The 16,279-nt window shown below is 36.4% G+C and carries 14 protein-coding genes; 11 read left to right on the top strand and 3 right to left on the bottom strand.

Translation table 11 applies throughout. The features are described 5' to 3' along the window. Positions 1 to 147 precede the first annotated feature (147 nt). From IGI43_RS04920 to IGI43_RS04905, 4 genes are all read left to right on the top strand, one after another. A complete protein-coding gene (locus IGI43_RS04920; RefSeq protein ID WP_438756712.1) occupies positions 148 to 1,164 on the top strand; it encodes an NAD(P)H-dependent glycerol-3-phosphate dehydrogenase in 1,017 nt (338 codons plus the stop codon). 19 nt (positions 1,165 to 1,183) lie between these two features. After that, the gene (gene galU / locus IGI43_RS04915) at positions 1,184 to 2,080 is read left to right on the top strand and encodes a UTP--glucose-1-phosphate uridylyltransferase GalU (protein WP_438756711.1); all 897 of its coding nucleotides are present in this window, start codon (positions 1,184 to 1,186) and stop codon (positions 2,078 to 2,080) included. A 193-nt stretch (positions 2,081 to 2,273) separates the two neighbouring features. Then, positions 2,274 to 2,717: a DUF948 domain-containing protein gene (locus IGI43_RS04910; protein WP_438756710.1), complete on the top strand. Its 444-nt coding sequence runs from the start codon at positions 2,274 to 2,276 to the stop codon at positions 2,715 to 2,717. A gap of 23 nt (positions 2,718 to 2,740) precedes the next feature. Beyond that, positions 2,741 to 3,331, top strand: coding sequence for a YtxH domain-containing protein (locus IGI43_RS04905; protein WP_438756709.1), 591 nt, complete (start codon positions 2,741 to 2,743; stop codon positions 3,329 to 3,331). Between the two features lie 42 nt (positions 3,332 to 3,373). Here IGI43_RS04905 and IGI43_RS04900 read toward each other — a convergent pair whose 3' ends face one another. Beyond that, positions 3,374 to 4,474: an aminopeptidase P family protein gene (locus tag IGI43_RS04900; protein WP_438756708.1), complete on the bottom strand. Its 1,101-nt coding sequence runs from the start codon at positions 4,472 to 4,474 to the stop codon at positions 3,374 to 3,376. Positions 4,475 to 4,685: 211 nt separating this feature from the next. Here IGI43_RS04900 and ccpA point away from each other — a divergent pair, with 211 nt between their 5' ends. Then, the gene (gene ccpA / locus IGI43_RS04895; protein WP_438756707.1) at positions 4,686 to 5,687 is read left to right on the top strand and encodes a catabolite control protein A; all 1,002 of its coding nucleotides are present in this window, start codon (positions 4,686 to 4,688) and stop codon (positions 5,685 to 5,687) included. A gap of 183 nt (positions 5,688 to 5,870) precedes the next feature. Here ccpA and IGI43_RS04890 read toward each other — a convergent pair whose 3' ends face one another. Further along, on the bottom strand, positions 5,871 to 8,336 hold the full coding sequence (locus IGI43_RS04890; protein WP_438756706.1) for a transglycosylase domain-containing protein: 2,466 nt from the start codon (positions 8,334 to 8,336) through the stop codon (positions 5,871 to 5,873). A 152-nt stretch (positions 8,337 to 8,488) separates the two neighbouring features. Further along, complete coding sequence (locus IGI43_RS04885) at positions 8,489 to 8,830, bottom strand: iron chaperone (RefSeq protein WP_438756705.1); 342 nt, start codon at positions 8,828 to 8,830, stop codon at positions 8,489 to 8,491. Between the two features lie 197 nt (positions 8,831 to 9,027). Here IGI43_RS04885 and IGI43_RS04880 point away from each other — a divergent pair, with 197 nt between their 5' ends. The 6 genes from IGI43_RS04880 to trxB all read left to right on the top strand — a co-directional run bounded on the left by IGI43_RS04880 (position 9,028) and on the right by trxB (position 16,178). Beyond that, positions 9,028 to 9,474 carry a DUF1801 domain-containing protein gene (locus IGI43_RS04880; RefSeq protein WP_438756704.1) on the top strand — a complete coding sequence of 149 codons (447 nt, stop codon included), beginning with the start codon at positions 9,028 to 9,030 and terminating at the stop codon, positions 9,472 to 9,474. Between the two features lie 365 nt (positions 9,475 to 9,839). Next, positions 9,840 to 10,730, top strand: a complete 891-nt coding sequence (locus IGI43_RS04875) for a deoxyribonuclease IV (protein WP_438756703.1) — start codon at positions 9,840 to 9,842, stop codon at positions 10,728 to 10,730. Positions 10,731 to 11,025: 295 nt separating this feature from the next. Further along, positions 11,026 to 11,247, top strand: coding sequence for a YneF family protein (locus IGI43_RS04870; RefSeq protein WP_010760812.1), 222 nt, complete (start codon positions 11,026 to 11,028; stop codon positions 11,245 to 11,247). Positions 11,248 to 11,411: 164 nt separating this feature from the next. After that, positions 11,412 to 13,163, top strand: coding sequence for an ABC transporter ATP-binding protein (locus IGI43_RS04865; protein WP_438756702.1), 1,752 nt, complete (start codon positions 11,412 to 11,414; stop codon positions 13,161 to 13,163). Then, the gene (locus IGI43_RS04860) at positions 13,163 to 14,947 is read left to right on the top strand and encodes an ABC transporter ATP-binding protein (RefSeq protein WP_438756701.1); all 1,785 of its coding nucleotides are present in this window, start codon (positions 13,163 to 13,165) and stop codon (positions 14,945 to 14,947) included. The genes IGI43_RS04865 and IGI43_RS04860 overlap by 1 nt, the downstream gene beginning before the upstream one ends. A 298-nt stretch (positions 14,948 to 15,245) precedes the next feature. After that, the gene (trxB, locus tag IGI43_RS04855) at positions 15,246 to 16,178 is read left to right on the top strand and encodes a thioredoxin-disulfide reductase (RefSeq protein WP_438756700.1); all 933 of its coding nucleotides are present in this window, start codon (positions 15,246 to 15,248) and stop codon (positions 16,176 to 16,178) included. The last annotated feature ends 101 nt before the right edge of the window (positions 16,179 to 16,279 follow it).

Here is a 16,279-nt window from a genome sequence, read left to right as displayed (position 1 = left end):
CTATGATCTAGCTTCACAAACTAGCTCTTCGGAAAGAAGATAACAATTGAAGGAGCCAAAAAACGGCTCAATCAAGTGTTCCTATCTTTCTGTCAGAGCTGATCAAGTTCGCTCAGCTTTTCTTATTTTGAAAGGAGATTTTCACCAATGAAACAAAAAGTTGCTGTTTTAGGTCCTGGTTCATGGGGAACTGCATTGGCACAGGTTTTAGCAGAAAATGGTCATGAGGTTCGCATCTGGGGACATAATAAAGCACAAATTGATGAAATCAATACGCACCATACCAATCGTCATTATCTACCTGATTTAGTGATCCCAGAATCGATCCAAGGAAAGATATCATTAGAGGAATGTATTCAAGATGCAGATGCAGTTTTGTTTGTTGTTCCGACGAAAGCAATTCGAGCAGTGGCTCAAGAATTTACAAAAAAATGCAAAAATCAACCTTTGATCATTCATGCAAGTAAAGGGTTGGAACAAGGTAGTCATAAACGGATATCGGAAGTTTTGATGGAAGAAATTCCAGTTGAAAAAAGACGTGGAGTGGTTGTTTTATCTGGTCCAAGTCATGCAGAAGAAGTAGCTGTTCATGATATTACAACGATTACTGCTGCAAGTGAGACAATAGCCGCAGCGACATATGTTCAATCACTATTTATGAATGACTATTTTAGAATTTATACAAATGATGATGTGATTGGTGTCGAAACGGGTGCTGCACTGAAAAATATTATTGCTTTGGGAGCGGGTGCAATTCATGGCTTAGGATTTGGTGATGATGCCAAAGCTGCAATCATGACTCGTGGTTTAGCTGAAATCAGTCGTTTAGGTGTAGCGATGGGAGCAAATCCGTTGACTTTTATTGGGTTGAGCGGAGTTGGTGACTTGATTGTTACATGCACCAGTGTTCACTCGCGCAATTGGCGGGCAGGGAATCTTCTTGGAAAAGGGCATAGCTTAGACGAAGTGCTTGAAAACATGGGGATGATCGTTGAAGGTGTCTCAACAACAAAAGCAGCATATGAATTATCCAAACAGTTAAATGTTGAAATGCCGATTACAGAAACGATTTATAAGGTATTGTATGAAGGTGAAGATGTAAAGAAAGCGGCAAAAGATATCATGCTGCGTGATGGTAAAACAGAAAACGAGTTCTCTATATAAATTTAGGAGGCCAATTGGCATGAAAGTAAAAAAAGCAGTTATTCCAGCAGCTGGACTGGGAACAAGATTTTTACCAGCAACCAAAGCGATGGCAAAAGAAATGTTACCAATCGTTGATAAACCAACGATCCAATTTATCGTGGAAGAAGCATTAGCATCAGGGATCGAAGATATTTTGATCGTTACCGGAAAAGCAAAACGTCCGATCGAAGATCATTTTGATGCAAACTTTGAATTAGAAAGCAATCTTCGTGAGAAAAATAAAACAGATTTACTAAAATTAGTGGAAGAAACAACAGATGTAAATCTTCACTTTATCCGTCAATCTCATCCTAAAGGATTGGGACATGCAGTTTTACAAGCGAAGGCATTTGTTGGAAATGAGCCATTTGTTGTCATGTTAGGTGATGATATCATGGAAGACAAAATTCCATTGTCAAAACAATTGATGAATGATTATGAAGAAACGCATGCATCAACGATTGCGGTAATGAAGGTTCCACATGAAGAAACATCAAAATATGGCATTATTAATCCAGAAGCCCAAGTTGCCAAAGGATTGTATAATGTAAATAATTTTGTAGAAAAACCAACGCCAGAAGAAGCACCGAGTGATTTAGCAATTATCGGTCGCTACTTGTTGACACCAGAAATTTTCCACGTATTAGAATCACAAGAACCAGGAGCTGGTGGCGAAATTCAATTAACCGATGCCATCGATACATTGAACAAAACACAACGTGTATTTGCCAGAGAGTTTACCGGTAAACGTTATGATGTAGGCGATAAATTTGGATTCATGAAAACAAGCATTGAATACGGCTTAGTTCACCCAGAAGTGAAGGACAATCTACGTGACTATATTATTGAATTAGGTGCTAAACTTGCTAAAGAAGACGAATCTAAGCATAAATAAGCGAAATGTTCGATAAGATAGCTTCATTTTTAGACAGAGCAAAATTTGTTCTGTCTTTTTCTGTAAAAACAAGGTGGAGACTTTGTTTGCAAATTGTTATAATTCAGATAACAAAGCTAATTGAATGATTTGTGAAAAATCCCAGTTGGTGTTATTCTAAGAACATGGAATAATTGATGGAAGGAGCAAGAAGATGACAGGTGGAGAGGTTGCAGCGATTATTGCTGCAGTGGCATTTGCTGTATTAGTAGTATTTATTGTTTTAGTATTAATGAAAATAAGTAAAACAGTAGATAGCGTTACCGCTACAGTTGATGAAGCAAATAAAACAATTGAGGTTGTAACGAATGATGTAGATGTTTTATCTAGACAAGTGGAGGGACTTTTAGTAAAAAGTAACGAATTGCTAGATGATGTCAATAAAAAAGTAGCAACAATCGATCCGTTGTTTGCTGCAGTTGCAGAACTAAGTGAGAGTGTTTCTGAGTTGAATTATTCTAGCAGAAATTTGTTAGGAAAAGTCGGGTCAGTCGGCAAGACTACGGCTAAAGCAGGTGTTGTAAGTAAAGTAGGCGGCGCGGCTTTTAGAGCATTTCGCTCAAAAAAATCATCAAAAGTAAGTGAAACAACTAAATAATAAAAGATAATGGAGGAATAGACATGGCGAAAAAAGGCGGATTTTTTTTAGGAGCAATTATTGGTGGGACAGCAGCAGCGGTGGCAGCTCTTTTATTAGCACCTAAATCAGGTAAAGAGTTACGTGAAGATTTAGCAAATCAAGCAGACGATTTTAAAGATAAAGCAACGGATTATACAGATTATGCTGTGCAAAAAAGTTCTGAATTATCATCGATCGCTAAAGAAAAAGCGAGTGAGCTTGGAGAGCAAGCAGGTGATTTAGCTGGTAATGTGAAAGACAAGACGAAAGATTCATTAGGTAAAGCACAAGGTGTTTCAGATACTGTTTTAGAATCATTTAAAAAACAGACAGACGATTTATCTGACCATTTTAAAAAGACTGCTCAAGATGTAAATGATCAAGTCAATGAATTAGGTGACATCGCAGAAGATGCGTCTGATGATATCTTTATTGATGTCAAAGAATCAGCGAAAAAAGCGAAAGAAACAGTTTCAGAAGGTGTTACAGAAGCTAAAGAAGTTACGAAAGATGTTCCTGAAAAAGCAGAAGAAGCAAAAGATGAAACAAAAAAAGCTGTTAAAGAAACAGTAGAAGATGTTAAAGGTAAATAGCCGTGAAAAAACCAGCATTCTAATTAGAGTGCTGGTTTTTTTTTAATCGATAATTATTAATTCTTTTGGTGTTTTTGTAAAAGCTTCACAACCAGTTTTAGTGACATGTAAACAATCTTCGATGCGAACACCGACTTTTTCTGGAATATAAATACCTGGCTCGATAGAGAAGCACATACCTTCTTCAATAACCAAATTATTTCCGGTTACTAAAGAAGGGTATTCGTGAACTGTAGTTCCAATACCGTGACCTAAACGGTGATTGAAGTATTCACCATAGCCATAACTGCTAATGACACCACGAGCGATTTCATCTAATTCTCCTGCTGTGATTCCAGGTTTAACAGCATCCATCGCTTTTGATTGTGCTTCTAAAACGATTGAATAGATTTCTTTTTGAAAATCAGTAGGTTCTTTGTAGGCAACTGTTCGTGTTACGTCACTACAATAACCGTTGTAAACTACACCTAAGTCAAATAAAACTAAGTCTTTTTTGGCAATAGCTGTACTTCCGGGGTTACCGTGTGGACTCGCTGCATTTTTTCCAGTTAGGACTAACGTATCAAAGCTCATTGAACGAATTCCTTGTCGTTTTAGTTGATATTCGATTTCGGCTAGTATTTCTTGTTCTCTGGCGCCTTCTTTAATCGCTTTGAAACCGATCTCTAAAGCAACATCCGCCCAATCTCCAGCTTCCATCAGTTTAGCTATTTCAGAAGGGGTTTTCAGTAATTGTAATTTTTCAATGAGAGGTGTAACATTAGCTGAAAAATCGCTGTTTGGGAAGTAATAGTTTAAACTATCAAAGCGGGCAACTGTTAAAGAGTCTTTTTCAGTGGCAATTTTACTTGGGTTTCCATTTTTTTTAATTAAACTGGCGATTTTTTCCCATGGATTTTCGCTATCAAGATAGCCATAGACGGGATATGACCATGAGCTTTTTTCAGCATCTTCAACTTCTAAAGCTGGGGTAAATAAAAAAGGGTCATGATTTAATGGGATAAACAATGCTAACACTCGTTCGTGAGGATCACTTTTGTAGCCAGAAAAATAAGCAATATGCCCAGGGTCACTAATATAAGTGAGCTCGATGTTTTCACTTGCCATCCATTTTTTTAGATCATTCAATTTTTCTTGATTCATAGATATCCTTCTTTCTTTTAAAGCTAATTACTGTAAAACTTACCTTTATGATACCACGAAATGGCATAAAGCGCTTTTTAAAATATAGAGTAAATTTTCATGAAAATAGGATAAAACGGTTGCAAAAACAAAAAAACTCTGATATTCTTAGTGAGAAATGTAAACAGCATTTTCAGAAAATGAAAAAATATAAATATTTAGGAGAATTAACATGGAAAAACAAACAATCACCATTTATGATGTTGCTCGTGAAGCGAATGTATCGATGGCGACAGTATCCCGTGTAGTCAATGGTAATCCCAATGTAAAACCCGCTACGCGAAAAAAAGTGTTAGAAGTAATTGATCGCTTGGATTATCGTCCTAATGCTGTAGCACGTGGTTTGGCAAGCAAAAAGACTACGACTGTGGGAGTTATCATCCCAGACGTTAGTAATATCTTTTTTGCCTCTTTAGCTCGAGGAATCGATGATGTTGCAACAATGTATAAATACAACATTATTTTAGCAAATTCGGATAGCAACGATCAAAAAGAAGTCAATGTATTAAACAATCTTTTAGCGAAACAAGTTGATGGAATCATTTTTATGGGGCATCATATCACGGATGAAATCCGCGGTGAGTTTTCTCGCTCTAAAACACCTGTTGTTTTGGCCGGTTCAATTGATCCTGATGAACAAGTAGGTAGTGTAAATATTGATTACAAGGAAGCAACAAAAGATGCAACAAACTTATTAGCTAAAAATGGCAATAAAAAAATTGCATTTGTCAGTGGTGCATTGATTGATCCGATCAATGGTCAAAATCGGATCAAAGGCTATAAAGAAGCGCTTGCTGATAATGGTTTGACTTACAACGAAGGCTTGATTTTTGAATCTGAGTATAAGTTTAAAGCAGGTATCTCATTAGCTGAACGTATTCGAAATAGTGGTGCGACAGCAGCTTATGTGACGGATGATGAATTAGCGATTGGCTTATTGGATGGTATGATCGATGCTGGTGTGAAAGTGCCAGAAGAATTCGAAATCATCACAAGTAATAATTCATTGCTAACTGAAGTCTCTCGTCCACGTCTTTCAAGCGTGACACAGCCTTTGTATGATATCGGTGCTGTATCAATGCGTTTATTGACAAAACTAATGAACAAAGAAGAAATCGAAGATATGACGGTCATCTTACCATATGGTATGGATCAAAAAGGTTCAACTAAATAATACGTTTAACGAGAGTGAGACAAAGGTTTAACTCCGAGAAAAAAGAGGAGTTGCTGCTCTCACCGTTTATTCGGATTTAAGGCTAGGATCTAACTCGTAGAGTTAGATCTTAGCCTCGTTTTTTGTAGTATAAATTTTTCTATATCAAAAAAAGAAAACCGCCGAGAAATCAGCGGTTTTTTTTTATTCATTATTAGTCTTACTTGATGTTGGAGTCGTATTTTCTTTTTTCTCCTCTTCTTTTTTCTTTTCTTCTTTCTTCTCTGAAGAGGATGGAGTTGTTGAAGAAGGGGGAGAGGGTTTTGCGTAACGCCCCCAATAAGCATTGTAATTGGCATCTGATCCGCCATACCCAAATTTGTATTGGCTTTTCGGAGCGCCGTCTTTTGCATAAAATGATTCAATATTTGGTCCAGGAGCTGTGTACGTTCCACCATCATAAGTGAAAGTTCCAGGTTTTTCTCCTGTAAAACTTGAGACATTTGACTTGATTACGTCTTTTGAAAGGGTGAATTTTTCACCAGCACCGAATAGATCAGGTCTCACTGAATAGATAGCATTTGCTAGATTAGCTAAATAGGCACTATTTTGATCACCACTATTTGGACTCATTGCTGTAGGATTATCATAACCTGTCCACGAACCTAAGGTGATAGTTGGTGTAGAAACGACTAACCAAGCATCTTTGTATGCATCTGTTGTTCCTGTTTTACCGATCCAGTCGACATTTCCAAACGCAGGGTTGAGTCCGTTGACCATATTTTTGAATGGGGTTGTTATTTTTGAGTCTAAGACTGAACGCATCATGTCATTCATAATTGAAGCAGTGGCTTCATAATAGACTTGAACAGGCTCATCTTTGTGTTCATAAATAACGTTTCCGCTGTTGTCTGTGATTTTATCGATCATATAGCCTTTTTGATATTGTCCTTTGTTGGCCAGTGTCTGAAAACCATTCGTTTGAGTTAGAACAGTTGTTTCAACTGACCCTAAAGGTGCCGATTCATAAGCCCAAGCATCGCTAGCAGGGTAATTCATTTTACTTAGATAGTTATTGTAAGAAAAATTATCATCGCCCATCTGTGCTTTCATTGCTTCATTTAGATGGTAAACGGGAATATTATACGACCATTCTAATGAATGACGAACGGTATCAAATGTATTTGTTCCAGAATTTGTAGCATTAGCTAGCTCTTTGCCGCTACTACGGTATGTAGTAGGATAATTGGCTAATCGACTTTCTGACCCAATCATTCCTTGATCGATTGCAGGTCCATAAACTGAAATAGGTTTGATCGTGGAACCAACTTGCCGGACTGTGTCTAAGGCATGATTACTTTGGCTAACATTAAAGTCACGACCAGCTACAAAGCCGATGATTTTACCCGTTTTATTGTCCATCAAAACATTTCCGGTCTCAACAAGTCCTGCGCCATAACCGTCATCTAGCATATAACCAAAGTTTGCTACAGCATTTTGCATACTATCATAAACAACTTGATCAATTGTGGATTGAATCGTATAACCACGATTTTGAATTTCTTTTCGTGCTTGATCTTTATATTGAGAAAGCCCAAGTTCATCAAGAGTTTCTTTTTTTACACCGGCTTTTTCAATATTGATATCCATCACTGTATTAGTCGCTTGCTCCAGCACAGCATTGTATAGGTAGCTTTCAGTATTTTGATTAGATTCTTGCTGCGGTTGGAAATCTTGTTTCAAATCATAATTTTTCGCGGCTTCATATTCTTCTTTTGTAATAGCTTTTTCACGATACATACTGAATAAAACAAAATCTTTTCGTTTCATCCCATAAGCTAAGTTTTCATCCTCTTTCAAGGCTCCAGTATTACTGTAGGGTGTATAAACGATTGGGCTTTGTGGAAGCCCAGCAATGAAGGCTGCTTGAGGAAGAGTTAGATCATTGGTATTTTTGCCAAAAAGACCTTTCGCTGCTTCTTCAACACCTGCGATATTTTCTCCTTTGTTATTTCGTCCAAACGGAGAAACATTTAGATAAGTAGTGACGATCTCATCTTTTGAAAAATACTTTTCAATACGATAGGCCAGCAGAATTTCATTGGCTTTTCGTTTGAACGTTGTTTCATCTGTTAAAATTTGTTGCTTAACTAGTTGCTGTGTTAATGTCGATCCCCCAGACGATCCGCCGATACCTGTCGCATCAGAAACCAAAGCACGAATCACTGCTTTTGGAACCACACCTTTGTGTTCTTCGAAGTATTCGTCCTCAGTAGAAATAATCGCCTTTTTCAAAAGAGGGGAGATATGTTCTGCGTCAACTCTTGTTCTGACTAAATCAGATTTAATCATCGCAATGTTCGTACCGTCAGCATATGTCATTCTGGAAACTTCACTGATATCGCTGATTTCTGTTTGGAGTTCTTCTTTGGTTGGTGGTTGCGTATCTTCAACTAGAAAAGCAAAATACCCCATACCGACTCCAAGTCCTAAAGCGCCACCTAAAAGTAGAAGAACAACCGCTAAGACAAATAATGATTGCAATACACGAATCACTACATTTATAATTAAAAAAATCTTTTTCTTTTCTGGTACTTTTTTAGAATGTTGTTCCGTTTTATGGGAATTATTCTGGTTGTCCAAAAGCTTCACCTCAATATAATGATACATTCCGTGATATTATAGCAAAAAAAGTCTATATTGAACAGTTGTTCAAGTATTTATGATGATTTAATCAAAAAAACTTAATATAAATAGACAAAAAAGATAAGTTTAGTCTTGGTTTGCTTCATAAAAAGATTAGGATACACTTACACTCGTTTTTATTTTTGAGTGTTTTCTTCTAATCTAAATAAGACGATTTTTTTGATCAATTCTACGGGTAATTCACCATTTAAAGGAAATTGAATCGCGCCTTTACTGGTTTTAAATTCAGTTAATTCACTTTGGAACGCTTTAATAGCACTCGGAGCAGGGTAGAAACCAATATGGTTTTTAGCATTAGCAAAATGAACTAAGTTACCATTCAAATAAAAAGTTGGCATTCCATAAGACATTTTTTCTGTAGCTTCTGGAATAAGATGTTTGATCGTAATGTAGAGTTGTGTAAGTTTTGCTTGGCGATCTTCTGGTGTGTTTGCGATATAATCTTCAATAATAGTCATAAGGTCTTCCTACTTTCTTCATTTAATTAACATGTATAGTATACCACGGTGTCATGAAGGATTATTTTTCTATTTAGATAAAATGTAAAGAATGAAGAAGTCCTATTTATATGGTAAAATAATGCTGCATTGTAGAATCGAATAGAAGGCTAAAAATCATTTAGATACAAAAAGGACCAAATAGGAGATGAGTTTTTATGGATGAAGTTCAAAAATATGTAAAAAATATTGATGAGAAGTGGCAAGATTCTTATCAGCAGTTAGCAAAAGTCATTGCTGAGAATATACCAGAAGGCTTTGTGCTGCAAATGCAGTATGGGATGCCTACTTATGTTGTTCCTTTGAGCGTTTTTCCGAATGGGTATTTAGGTAGAGAAGATGAACCGTTGCCCTTTATTAGTTTAGCTGCTCAGAAAAATCATTTATCATTGTATCATATGGGAATCATGGAAAATAAAGAATTATTATCTTGGTTTCAAGAAGAATACCAAAAAACTGTTCCAACAAAGCTGAATATGGGAAAAAGTTGTATTCGGTTTAGCAATCCAAAAAATATTCCTTATGAGTTGATTGGAGAATTAGTTCGTAAACTTTCGGTAGAAGAATGGATCACTTGTTACACCTGTTCTACAGAAAAAATATAAAGTAGATATCATTTGATTCAAAAAGCAAAAAGATTGTTTTTTTTACTGGTTTCCCGTACTCTTTTAAAGGGTGTAAGATTCGTTGATTTTATCAAAACGATGTAGAGAGTCAACCAAAAATCAGGTTAATCTTTGGAAAAAAGCTGAAGTGGACTTGTTATAAAAAACATCTCAGTCATTTTTTCCTATTTTCCAGTCGAGGCTGAGCAAGCTCATTCAGCTTTTAAAATTATCTAGCTTCACGAGTTAGCCTCTCGGTAAAAAGATAAAAAAGGAATGAGATAAAAAGCATCTCAGTCATTTTTTCCTATTTTCCAGTCGAGGCTGAGCGAACTCATTCAGCTTTTAAAATTAGGAGGATCATTATGTTATTAGGTTCACATGTTAGTATGAGTGGTAAAAAAATGTTATTAGGTTCAGCAGAAGAAGCTGCAAGTTATGGTGCAACAACCTTTATGATCTATACTGGTGCGCCGCAAAATACACGCCGTAAACCAATTGAAGAAATGAATATTGAAACCGGTCAAAAGTATATGGCTGAACATGACTTAAGCAATATTGTTGTTCATGCGCCTTATATTATTAATTTAGGGAATACGATCAAATTAGAGAATTTTGGATTTGCTACCTCTTTTTTACGTCAAGAAATTGAGCGTGCGCATGCATTAGGTGCAAAACAAATCACACTTCATCCAGGAGCTCATGTAGGAGCTGGTGTTGATGCTGGATTGAAGCAAATCATCAAGGGGCTTGATGAAGTATTATGGAAAGAACAAGTGCCACAAATTGCGCTGGAAACAATGGCAGGTAAAGGAACTGAATTAGGTCGGACATTTGAAGAGTTGGCAACGATCATTGACGGAGTGAAACTAAATGAAAAATTATCTGTCACAATGGATACTTGTCATATAAACGATGCTGGTTATAACGTAAAAGATGATTTTGATGGTGTTTTAGAAGAATTTGATAAGATCATTGGCTTGGATCGTTTGAAAGTGGTCCATGTGAATGACTCTAAAAATCCAATGGGCTCACACAAAGACCGCCATGCAAACATCGGTTTTGGAACAATTGGTTTTGAGGCACTAAATAAAGTCGTTCATCATGAAAAATTGAAAGAGTTACCTAAAATTTTAGAAACACCTTACGTTGGCGCAGACAAAAAAACAAGCAAACCACCTTATGGCTTCGAAATTGCAATGTTGAAGTCACAAAAATTCGATCCGAATTTATTGGAAAAAATTGAAGCACAGTAATATGATATGGTATCAATCTCTATGAAAATTCGCTTTTTTTACAAAGAATCATTCGTGAAGTTAGATAAAAATAGGAAGAAATGGTCTTTCGTAAATTTCTTGTGAGGAATATGACAAAAGAGCTTTTCTTTTTGGTCTGTTTCTAGTAAAATGATTTCTTGAGAGCAATTTATTAAAATGGGAATGTATAACCCTATTTAGAATGAGAAACAGTAAGTTTGATAAGAATAGTGACTGCATCATACGACAAGCAGAAGTTCTTATTCAACTTTTCTAATAGAAAGGAGAAATTTATATGTCAACAGGTTTAGTAGTACTAATCGCGATTATCGCTTTATTAGCAGGTGCAGCAGGTGGATTTTTCCTTGCGCGCAAATATATGCAAGATTATTTCAAAAAGAATCCTCCCGTTAATGAGGAAATGTTACGAATGATGATGATGTCTATGGGACAAAAACCTTCTGAGAAGAAGATTCGTCAAATGATGCAGCAAATGAAAAACCAAGGAGACAAATAAGGTTTTTCAGAAGCTAATCGGATTTCAAGCGCACAACGGGCCGTTTTTTTTGGTCCGTTTTTTTGCACTTATTTTTAGCAAATGAAAGGAGTTGTATGAAAATGGGAAAACAACAAATAAAAGATGTGAGCGCACAGTAGTCAATTTAGAAGAGGAGAATGTACATGTCTATATTTAAAAAGTTAGGGTGGTTTTTCAAGCAAGAGAAAAAAAGTTACATCATTGGGGTATTTTCATTAATTATGGTAGCGCTTGTGCAATTAGTTCCGCCAAAGGTCATTGGCATCGTCGTTGATAAGATCACTTCAAAGAATCTGACGATCAAACCTATTTTATTTTGGGTTACTATTCTACTAGCGGCAGCTATAGCGCAATATATTTTTCGTTATATTTGGCGGACACATATTTGGGGAAGTGCTGCAAAATTGGAAAAAGATTTAAGAAAGCAATTATTCCATCATTTCACAAAAATGGACAATGTTTTTTATCAGAAATATCGAACGGGAGATTTGATGGCTCATGCAACGAACGATTTAAATGCCATCCAGAATGTTGCTGGAGCAGGTATTTTAACCTTTGCAGATTCATTCATCACAGGTGGTGCCACGATTGTTGCCATGATTTTATTTGTGGATTTACGCTTAACGTTGATTGCGCTGATTCCCTTACCATTATTAGCTGTGACCTCAAGAGTCTTGGGATCAAAATTGCATGATGCTTTTCGTGATTCTCAAGCAGCGTTCTCTACGATCAATGATAAGACACAAGAGAGCATCACAGGCATTAAGGTCATCAAAACGTTTGGGCAAGAACAGGAAGATATCCAAGATTTTACAGAGAAAATTGAGGATGCTATCGTTAAAAATAAACGAGTCAACTTTCTAGATGCTTTATTTGATCCGTTTATCACATTGATCATTGGGATTTCTTATGTTTTAACAATCATTGTGGGCGGACGTTTTATTATGAACGGCACGATTACGATTGGGCAGTTGATTTCATTTATAAGTTATATTGGGATGCTCGTTTGGCCAATGTTCGCGATTGGTCGCTTGTTTAATGTACTTGAGCGTGGAAATGCGAGTTATGACCGTGTGAATGAATTACTACATGAGAAAACACATATTACAGAGAAAAAAGATGCGATCCAAATACCAGCTAAAGGTCGTTTATCAATGGAAATTGCTCAGTTCACGTATCCTAAAGATGATCAAGCTACACTAGAACAAATCAAATTCACTGTGGGTGTGGGAGAAACATTAGGAATCGTTGGGAAAACTGGCGCTGGTAAAACGACAATTTTAAAATTATTGATGCGTGAATACGATCATTATCAAGGCCGTGTGATGTTTGGCGAACATGATATCAAAGAATATTCATTGGATGCTTTGATGAACTCAATGGGGTATGTTCCTCAAGATCATTTTCTGTTTTCTATGACAGTACGAGATAATATTCGTTTTGCTAATCCTGATTTTACTGAAGCAAAAGTTGAACAGGCTGCTGAAATGGCGTTTATCAATAATGAAATCAAGGCTTTCCCTAAAGGATATGATACGTTAGTTGGAGAACGTGGGGTTTCTTTATCAGGTGGGCAAAAACAACGGATTTCAATTGCTAGAGCCTTGATCGTAGATCCAGAGTTATTGATTCTAGATGATGCCTTATCTGCTGTGGATGCAAAAACAGAAGAAGCGATTCTTTCAAATTTAAAAGAAGCTAGAAAAGAAAAAACAACGATTATTTCAGCCCATCGATTAAGTAGTGTGATGCATGCAAAAGAAATCATCGTTTTAGATGAAGGGAAAATCGTTGAACGCGGTACGCATCAAGAGTTGTTAAGCTTAGCTGGATGGTACAAGCGGATGTGGGATAAACAACAATTAGAAGCGAAGATTGAAGGGAGTGAAGCATAATGGAAGAAAAATATGAATCAGAATGGACAAAATCAGTTCCTTTAAAAGAACAAGTCTCGATCGTTAAGCGATTGCTTAAATTTGCACAGCCATTTCGTCGTACGTTTATAACGGCTATTTTGTTTGCATTGGTCTTATCCATCATCAATATTCTTTTACCGAGAATTATTCAAACGTTTATGGATAATTATTTGACACCAAAAACAGCAACCAATCAAGTGATTTTCTTTTTTGCTGGTTTGTATCTATTTGGTGTGATCGTGAAAAGTATCGTCTGGTTTTTCCAATGGTTTTTATATTCTACCGCTTCACTCAAAACGTATCAGTATATTCGTGTGAAGTTGTTTGAAAAGTTGCAAACCTTAGGAATGCGTTATTTTGATCAAACACCAGCAGGCTCGATTGTTTCTCGTGTAACGAATGATACGGAGACATTATTTGAATTCTGGTATGTATTTTTAATGGTTTTAACCGGGATTTTTGCCGTAGTTTCTTCCTTTATTGCGATGTTTCAAATCAGCGGGAAAATTGCGTTGTATAATCTGGTTTTCTTACCTATTTTATTGATCGTGATTTGGTACTATCAAAAATTTAGTTCTAGAATCTATAGAAGTATGCGTGAAAAATTAAGTCAGCTAAATACGAAGTTAAACGAATATATTTCCGGCATGCAGATTATTCAGCAATTTAGACAGGAACACCGTTTGGAAAAAGAATTTGAAGAGACGAATAATGATTATTTGCGTACACGTTTTTCAATGATCAAAACCAACTCATTGTTGTTAGGTCCAATCATTAATTTCCTTTATACGTTGGCGATTGCCTTAACACTAACATTATTTGGATTTGATGCATTGCATTCTCCTGTAGAAGCTGGAATGATTTATGCTTTTGTTACCTATGTGCAGGCTTTCTTTAATCCAATGACACAAATGATGGATTTTTTAAGTGTTTTTACGGATGGGATGGTTGCAGGGAGTCGAATTTTGAAAATTTTTGATAATGAAGAATTGACTCCGCAACAAAATGTAGGAGCTAACGCAGAAATTATGCGTGGGAAAATCGAGTTTCGTAATGTTAGCTTTTCTTATGATGGTAAGAATAATGTTTTGAATAATATTAGTTTTATTGCCAACCCTGGTGAAACTGTGGCGTTGATCGGACATACAGGAAGTGGTAAGAGCTCGATTATTAACGTTTTGATGCGTTTTTATGAATTTTATGAAGGTGAAATTCTGATCGACGATCGTGATATTCGTGAGTATCCTTTAGCTGAGTTGAGGAAAAAATTGGGATTGGTTTTACAAGATGCATTTATGTTCTATGGCGATATCGCTGGGAATATTCGAATGTTGAATCCAGAAATCACGGATGAACAAATCAAAGTCGCAGCGGAATTTGTGCAAGCAGATAAATTTATTGAAACCTTACCAAAAAAATATCATGCAAAAGTCATCGAAAGAGGCGCAAGTTATTCAAGTGGTCAGCGTCAGCTGATTTCATTCGCTAGAACGATTGTAACTGATCCGAAAATCCTAGTATTAGACGAAGCAACAGCGAATATCGATACTGAAACAGAAGGATTGATCCAAGAAGGCTTAGCGAATATGCGTCAAGGTAGAACAACGATTGCGATTGCTCATCGTCTATCCACCATTCGAGATGCTGATTTAATTTTAGTGTTGGATAAAGGTCGGATCGTCGAACGTGGGGATCATGTACATTTATTAGCCCAAAATGGGTTGTATGCAGATATGTATAAATTGCAAAACAGTGAAGGATAAAAGATACTAAAATTCGATGTGCTCTAAGCGAAGAGTAGCTGATTTTTTCTCGCTGTTTCGTCGAATTTGGAGTGTAGAACAAAACGGATGTTTCGTTTTGTTCTACACTATTTTCTTATTAATAGTAAGTACAAAAGAGATGCTCTCCAGAAAAAAGCATGATATAATGAAAAACGAAAATAAACGTCTCAAAATAAATTTGTTTTAAGCAGATACTATCATTGGGCAGAAATATAGACAATCAACACGTTAAGTTGTAAAGTGAATGTACTTGAAAATTTTGGAGGGTGAAAAACTTATGTATGATGTAATTATAATTGGAGCAGGGCCTGCTGGGATGACTGCAGCGCTATATGCGTCACGCTCTAATCTTTCAGTATTGATGATCGAACGCGGTGCGCCAGGCGGACAAATGAATAATACAGCCGAAGTAGAAAACTATCCAGGTTTTGATTCGATCATGGGACCTGATTTGGCGTATAAAATGTACGAAAACGTTGAGAAGTTTGGCACTGAAAATGCATATGGCATTGTGAAAGATATCAAAGATCAAGGTGCTTATAAAGAAGTCATTTGTGATGATAAAACGTACCAAACAAAAACGGTGATCATTGCAACAGGTTGTGAACACCGTAAATTAGGTGTTAAAGGTGAAGAAGAATTTGCAGGTCGCGGTGTCTCTTATTGTGCAGTTTGTGATGGTGCATTCTTCCGCAATAAGAAACTTTTAGTGATTGGCGGAGGGGATTCAGCTGTTGAAGAAGCGATCTATCTAACACAATTTGCTTCAGAAGTTGTAATCGTACATCGTCGTGATGAACTACGTGCCCAAAAAATTATTCAAGACCGTGCGTTTGCTAATGAAAAAATTTCGTTTGAATGGAATACTGTTTTAGAAGAAATCGTTGGAAATGATATGGTCGTAACAGGTGGACAACTAAGAAACGTCTTGACGGATGAAGTGAAAGAAATTTCAGCAGATGGTGTTTTTATCTATGTTGGACTTGATCCATTAACAGAGCCGTTCATAGAATCTGGATTAACAAATGCAGAAGGCTGGATCGAAACAGATCAAGAGATGAAAACAAGTATGCCAGGTGTTTTTGCCATTGGAGATGTTCGTGAAAAAACATTACGTCAAATCACAACAGCTGTTGGAGAAGGCGGAATTGCAGGGCAGCAAGTCTATAAATATATTGAAGATATGACAGAAGTTGAAGAAGTGAAATAATCAATCATTTTATTGAAGCATCATTATAATTTTGATTGACCAAGAGTTAGGTCAAAGCTTGATACGTTTTGACTTAGCTCTTTTTTTATACTATCTAATAG

It is taken from the genome of Enterococcus sp. AZ126 (assembly GCF_051714545.1).
GTDB lineage: Bacteria > Bacillota > Bacilli > Lactobacillales > Enterococcaceae > Enterococcus_L.
The sequence above is the reverse complement of the archived record's forward strand: the minus strand, read 5'-3'. Positions and strand labels throughout refer to the sequence as shown.

Coding starts and splice junctions, on each gene's coding strand:
- trxB (WP_438756700.1), top strand. CDS start 15,246: ATGTATGATGTAATTATAATTGGAGCAGGGCCTGCTGGGATGACTGCA.
- IGI43_RS04875 (WP_438756703.1), top strand. CDS start 9,840: ATGTTATTAGGTTCACATGTTAGTATGAGTGGTAAAAAAATGTTATTA.
- IGI43_RS04870 (WP_010760812.1), top strand. CDS start 11,026: ATGTCAACAGGTTTAGTAGTACTAATCGCGATTATCGCTTTATTAGCA.
- IGI43_RS04880 (WP_438756704.1), top strand. CDS start 9,028: ATGGATGAAGTTCAAAAATATGTAAAAAATATTGATGAGAAGTGGCAA.
- galU (WP_438756711.1), top strand. CDS start 1,184: ATGAAAGTAAAAAAAGCAGTTATTCCAGCAGCTGGACTGGGAACAAGA.
- IGI43_RS04860 (WP_438756701.1), top strand. CDS start 13,163: ATGGAAGAAAAATATGAATCAGAATGGACAAAATCAGTTCCTTTAAAA.
- IGI43_RS04910 (WP_438756710.1), top strand. CDS start 2,274: ATGACAGGTGGAGAGGTTGCAGCGATTATTGCTGCAGTGGCATTTGCT.
- IGI43_RS04920 (WP_438756712.1), top strand. CDS start 148: ATGAAACAAAAAGTTGCTGTTTTAGGTCCTGGTTCATGGGGAACTGCA.
- IGI43_RS04905 (WP_438756709.1), top strand. CDS start 2,741: ATGGCGAAAAAAGGCGGATTTTTTTTAGGAGCAATTATTGGTGGGACA.
- IGI43_RS04865 (WP_438756702.1), top strand. CDS start 11,412: ATGTCTATATTTAAAAAGTTAGGGTGGTTTTTCAAGCAAGAGAAAAAA.
- IGI43_RS04890 (WP_438756706.1), bottom strand. CDS start 8,336: ATGTATCATTATATTGAGGTGAAGCTTTTGGACAACCAGAATAATTCC.
- ccpA (WP_438756707.1), top strand. CDS start 4,686: ATGGAAAAACAAACAATCACCATTTATGATGTTGCTCGTGAAGCGAAT.
- IGI43_RS04900 (WP_438756708.1), bottom strand. CDS start 4,474: ATGAATCAAGAAAAATTGAATGATCTAAAAAAATGGATGGCAAGTGAA.
- IGI43_RS04885 (WP_438756705.1), bottom strand. CDS start 8,830: ATGACTATTATTGAAGATTATATCGCAAACACACCAGAAGATCGCCAA.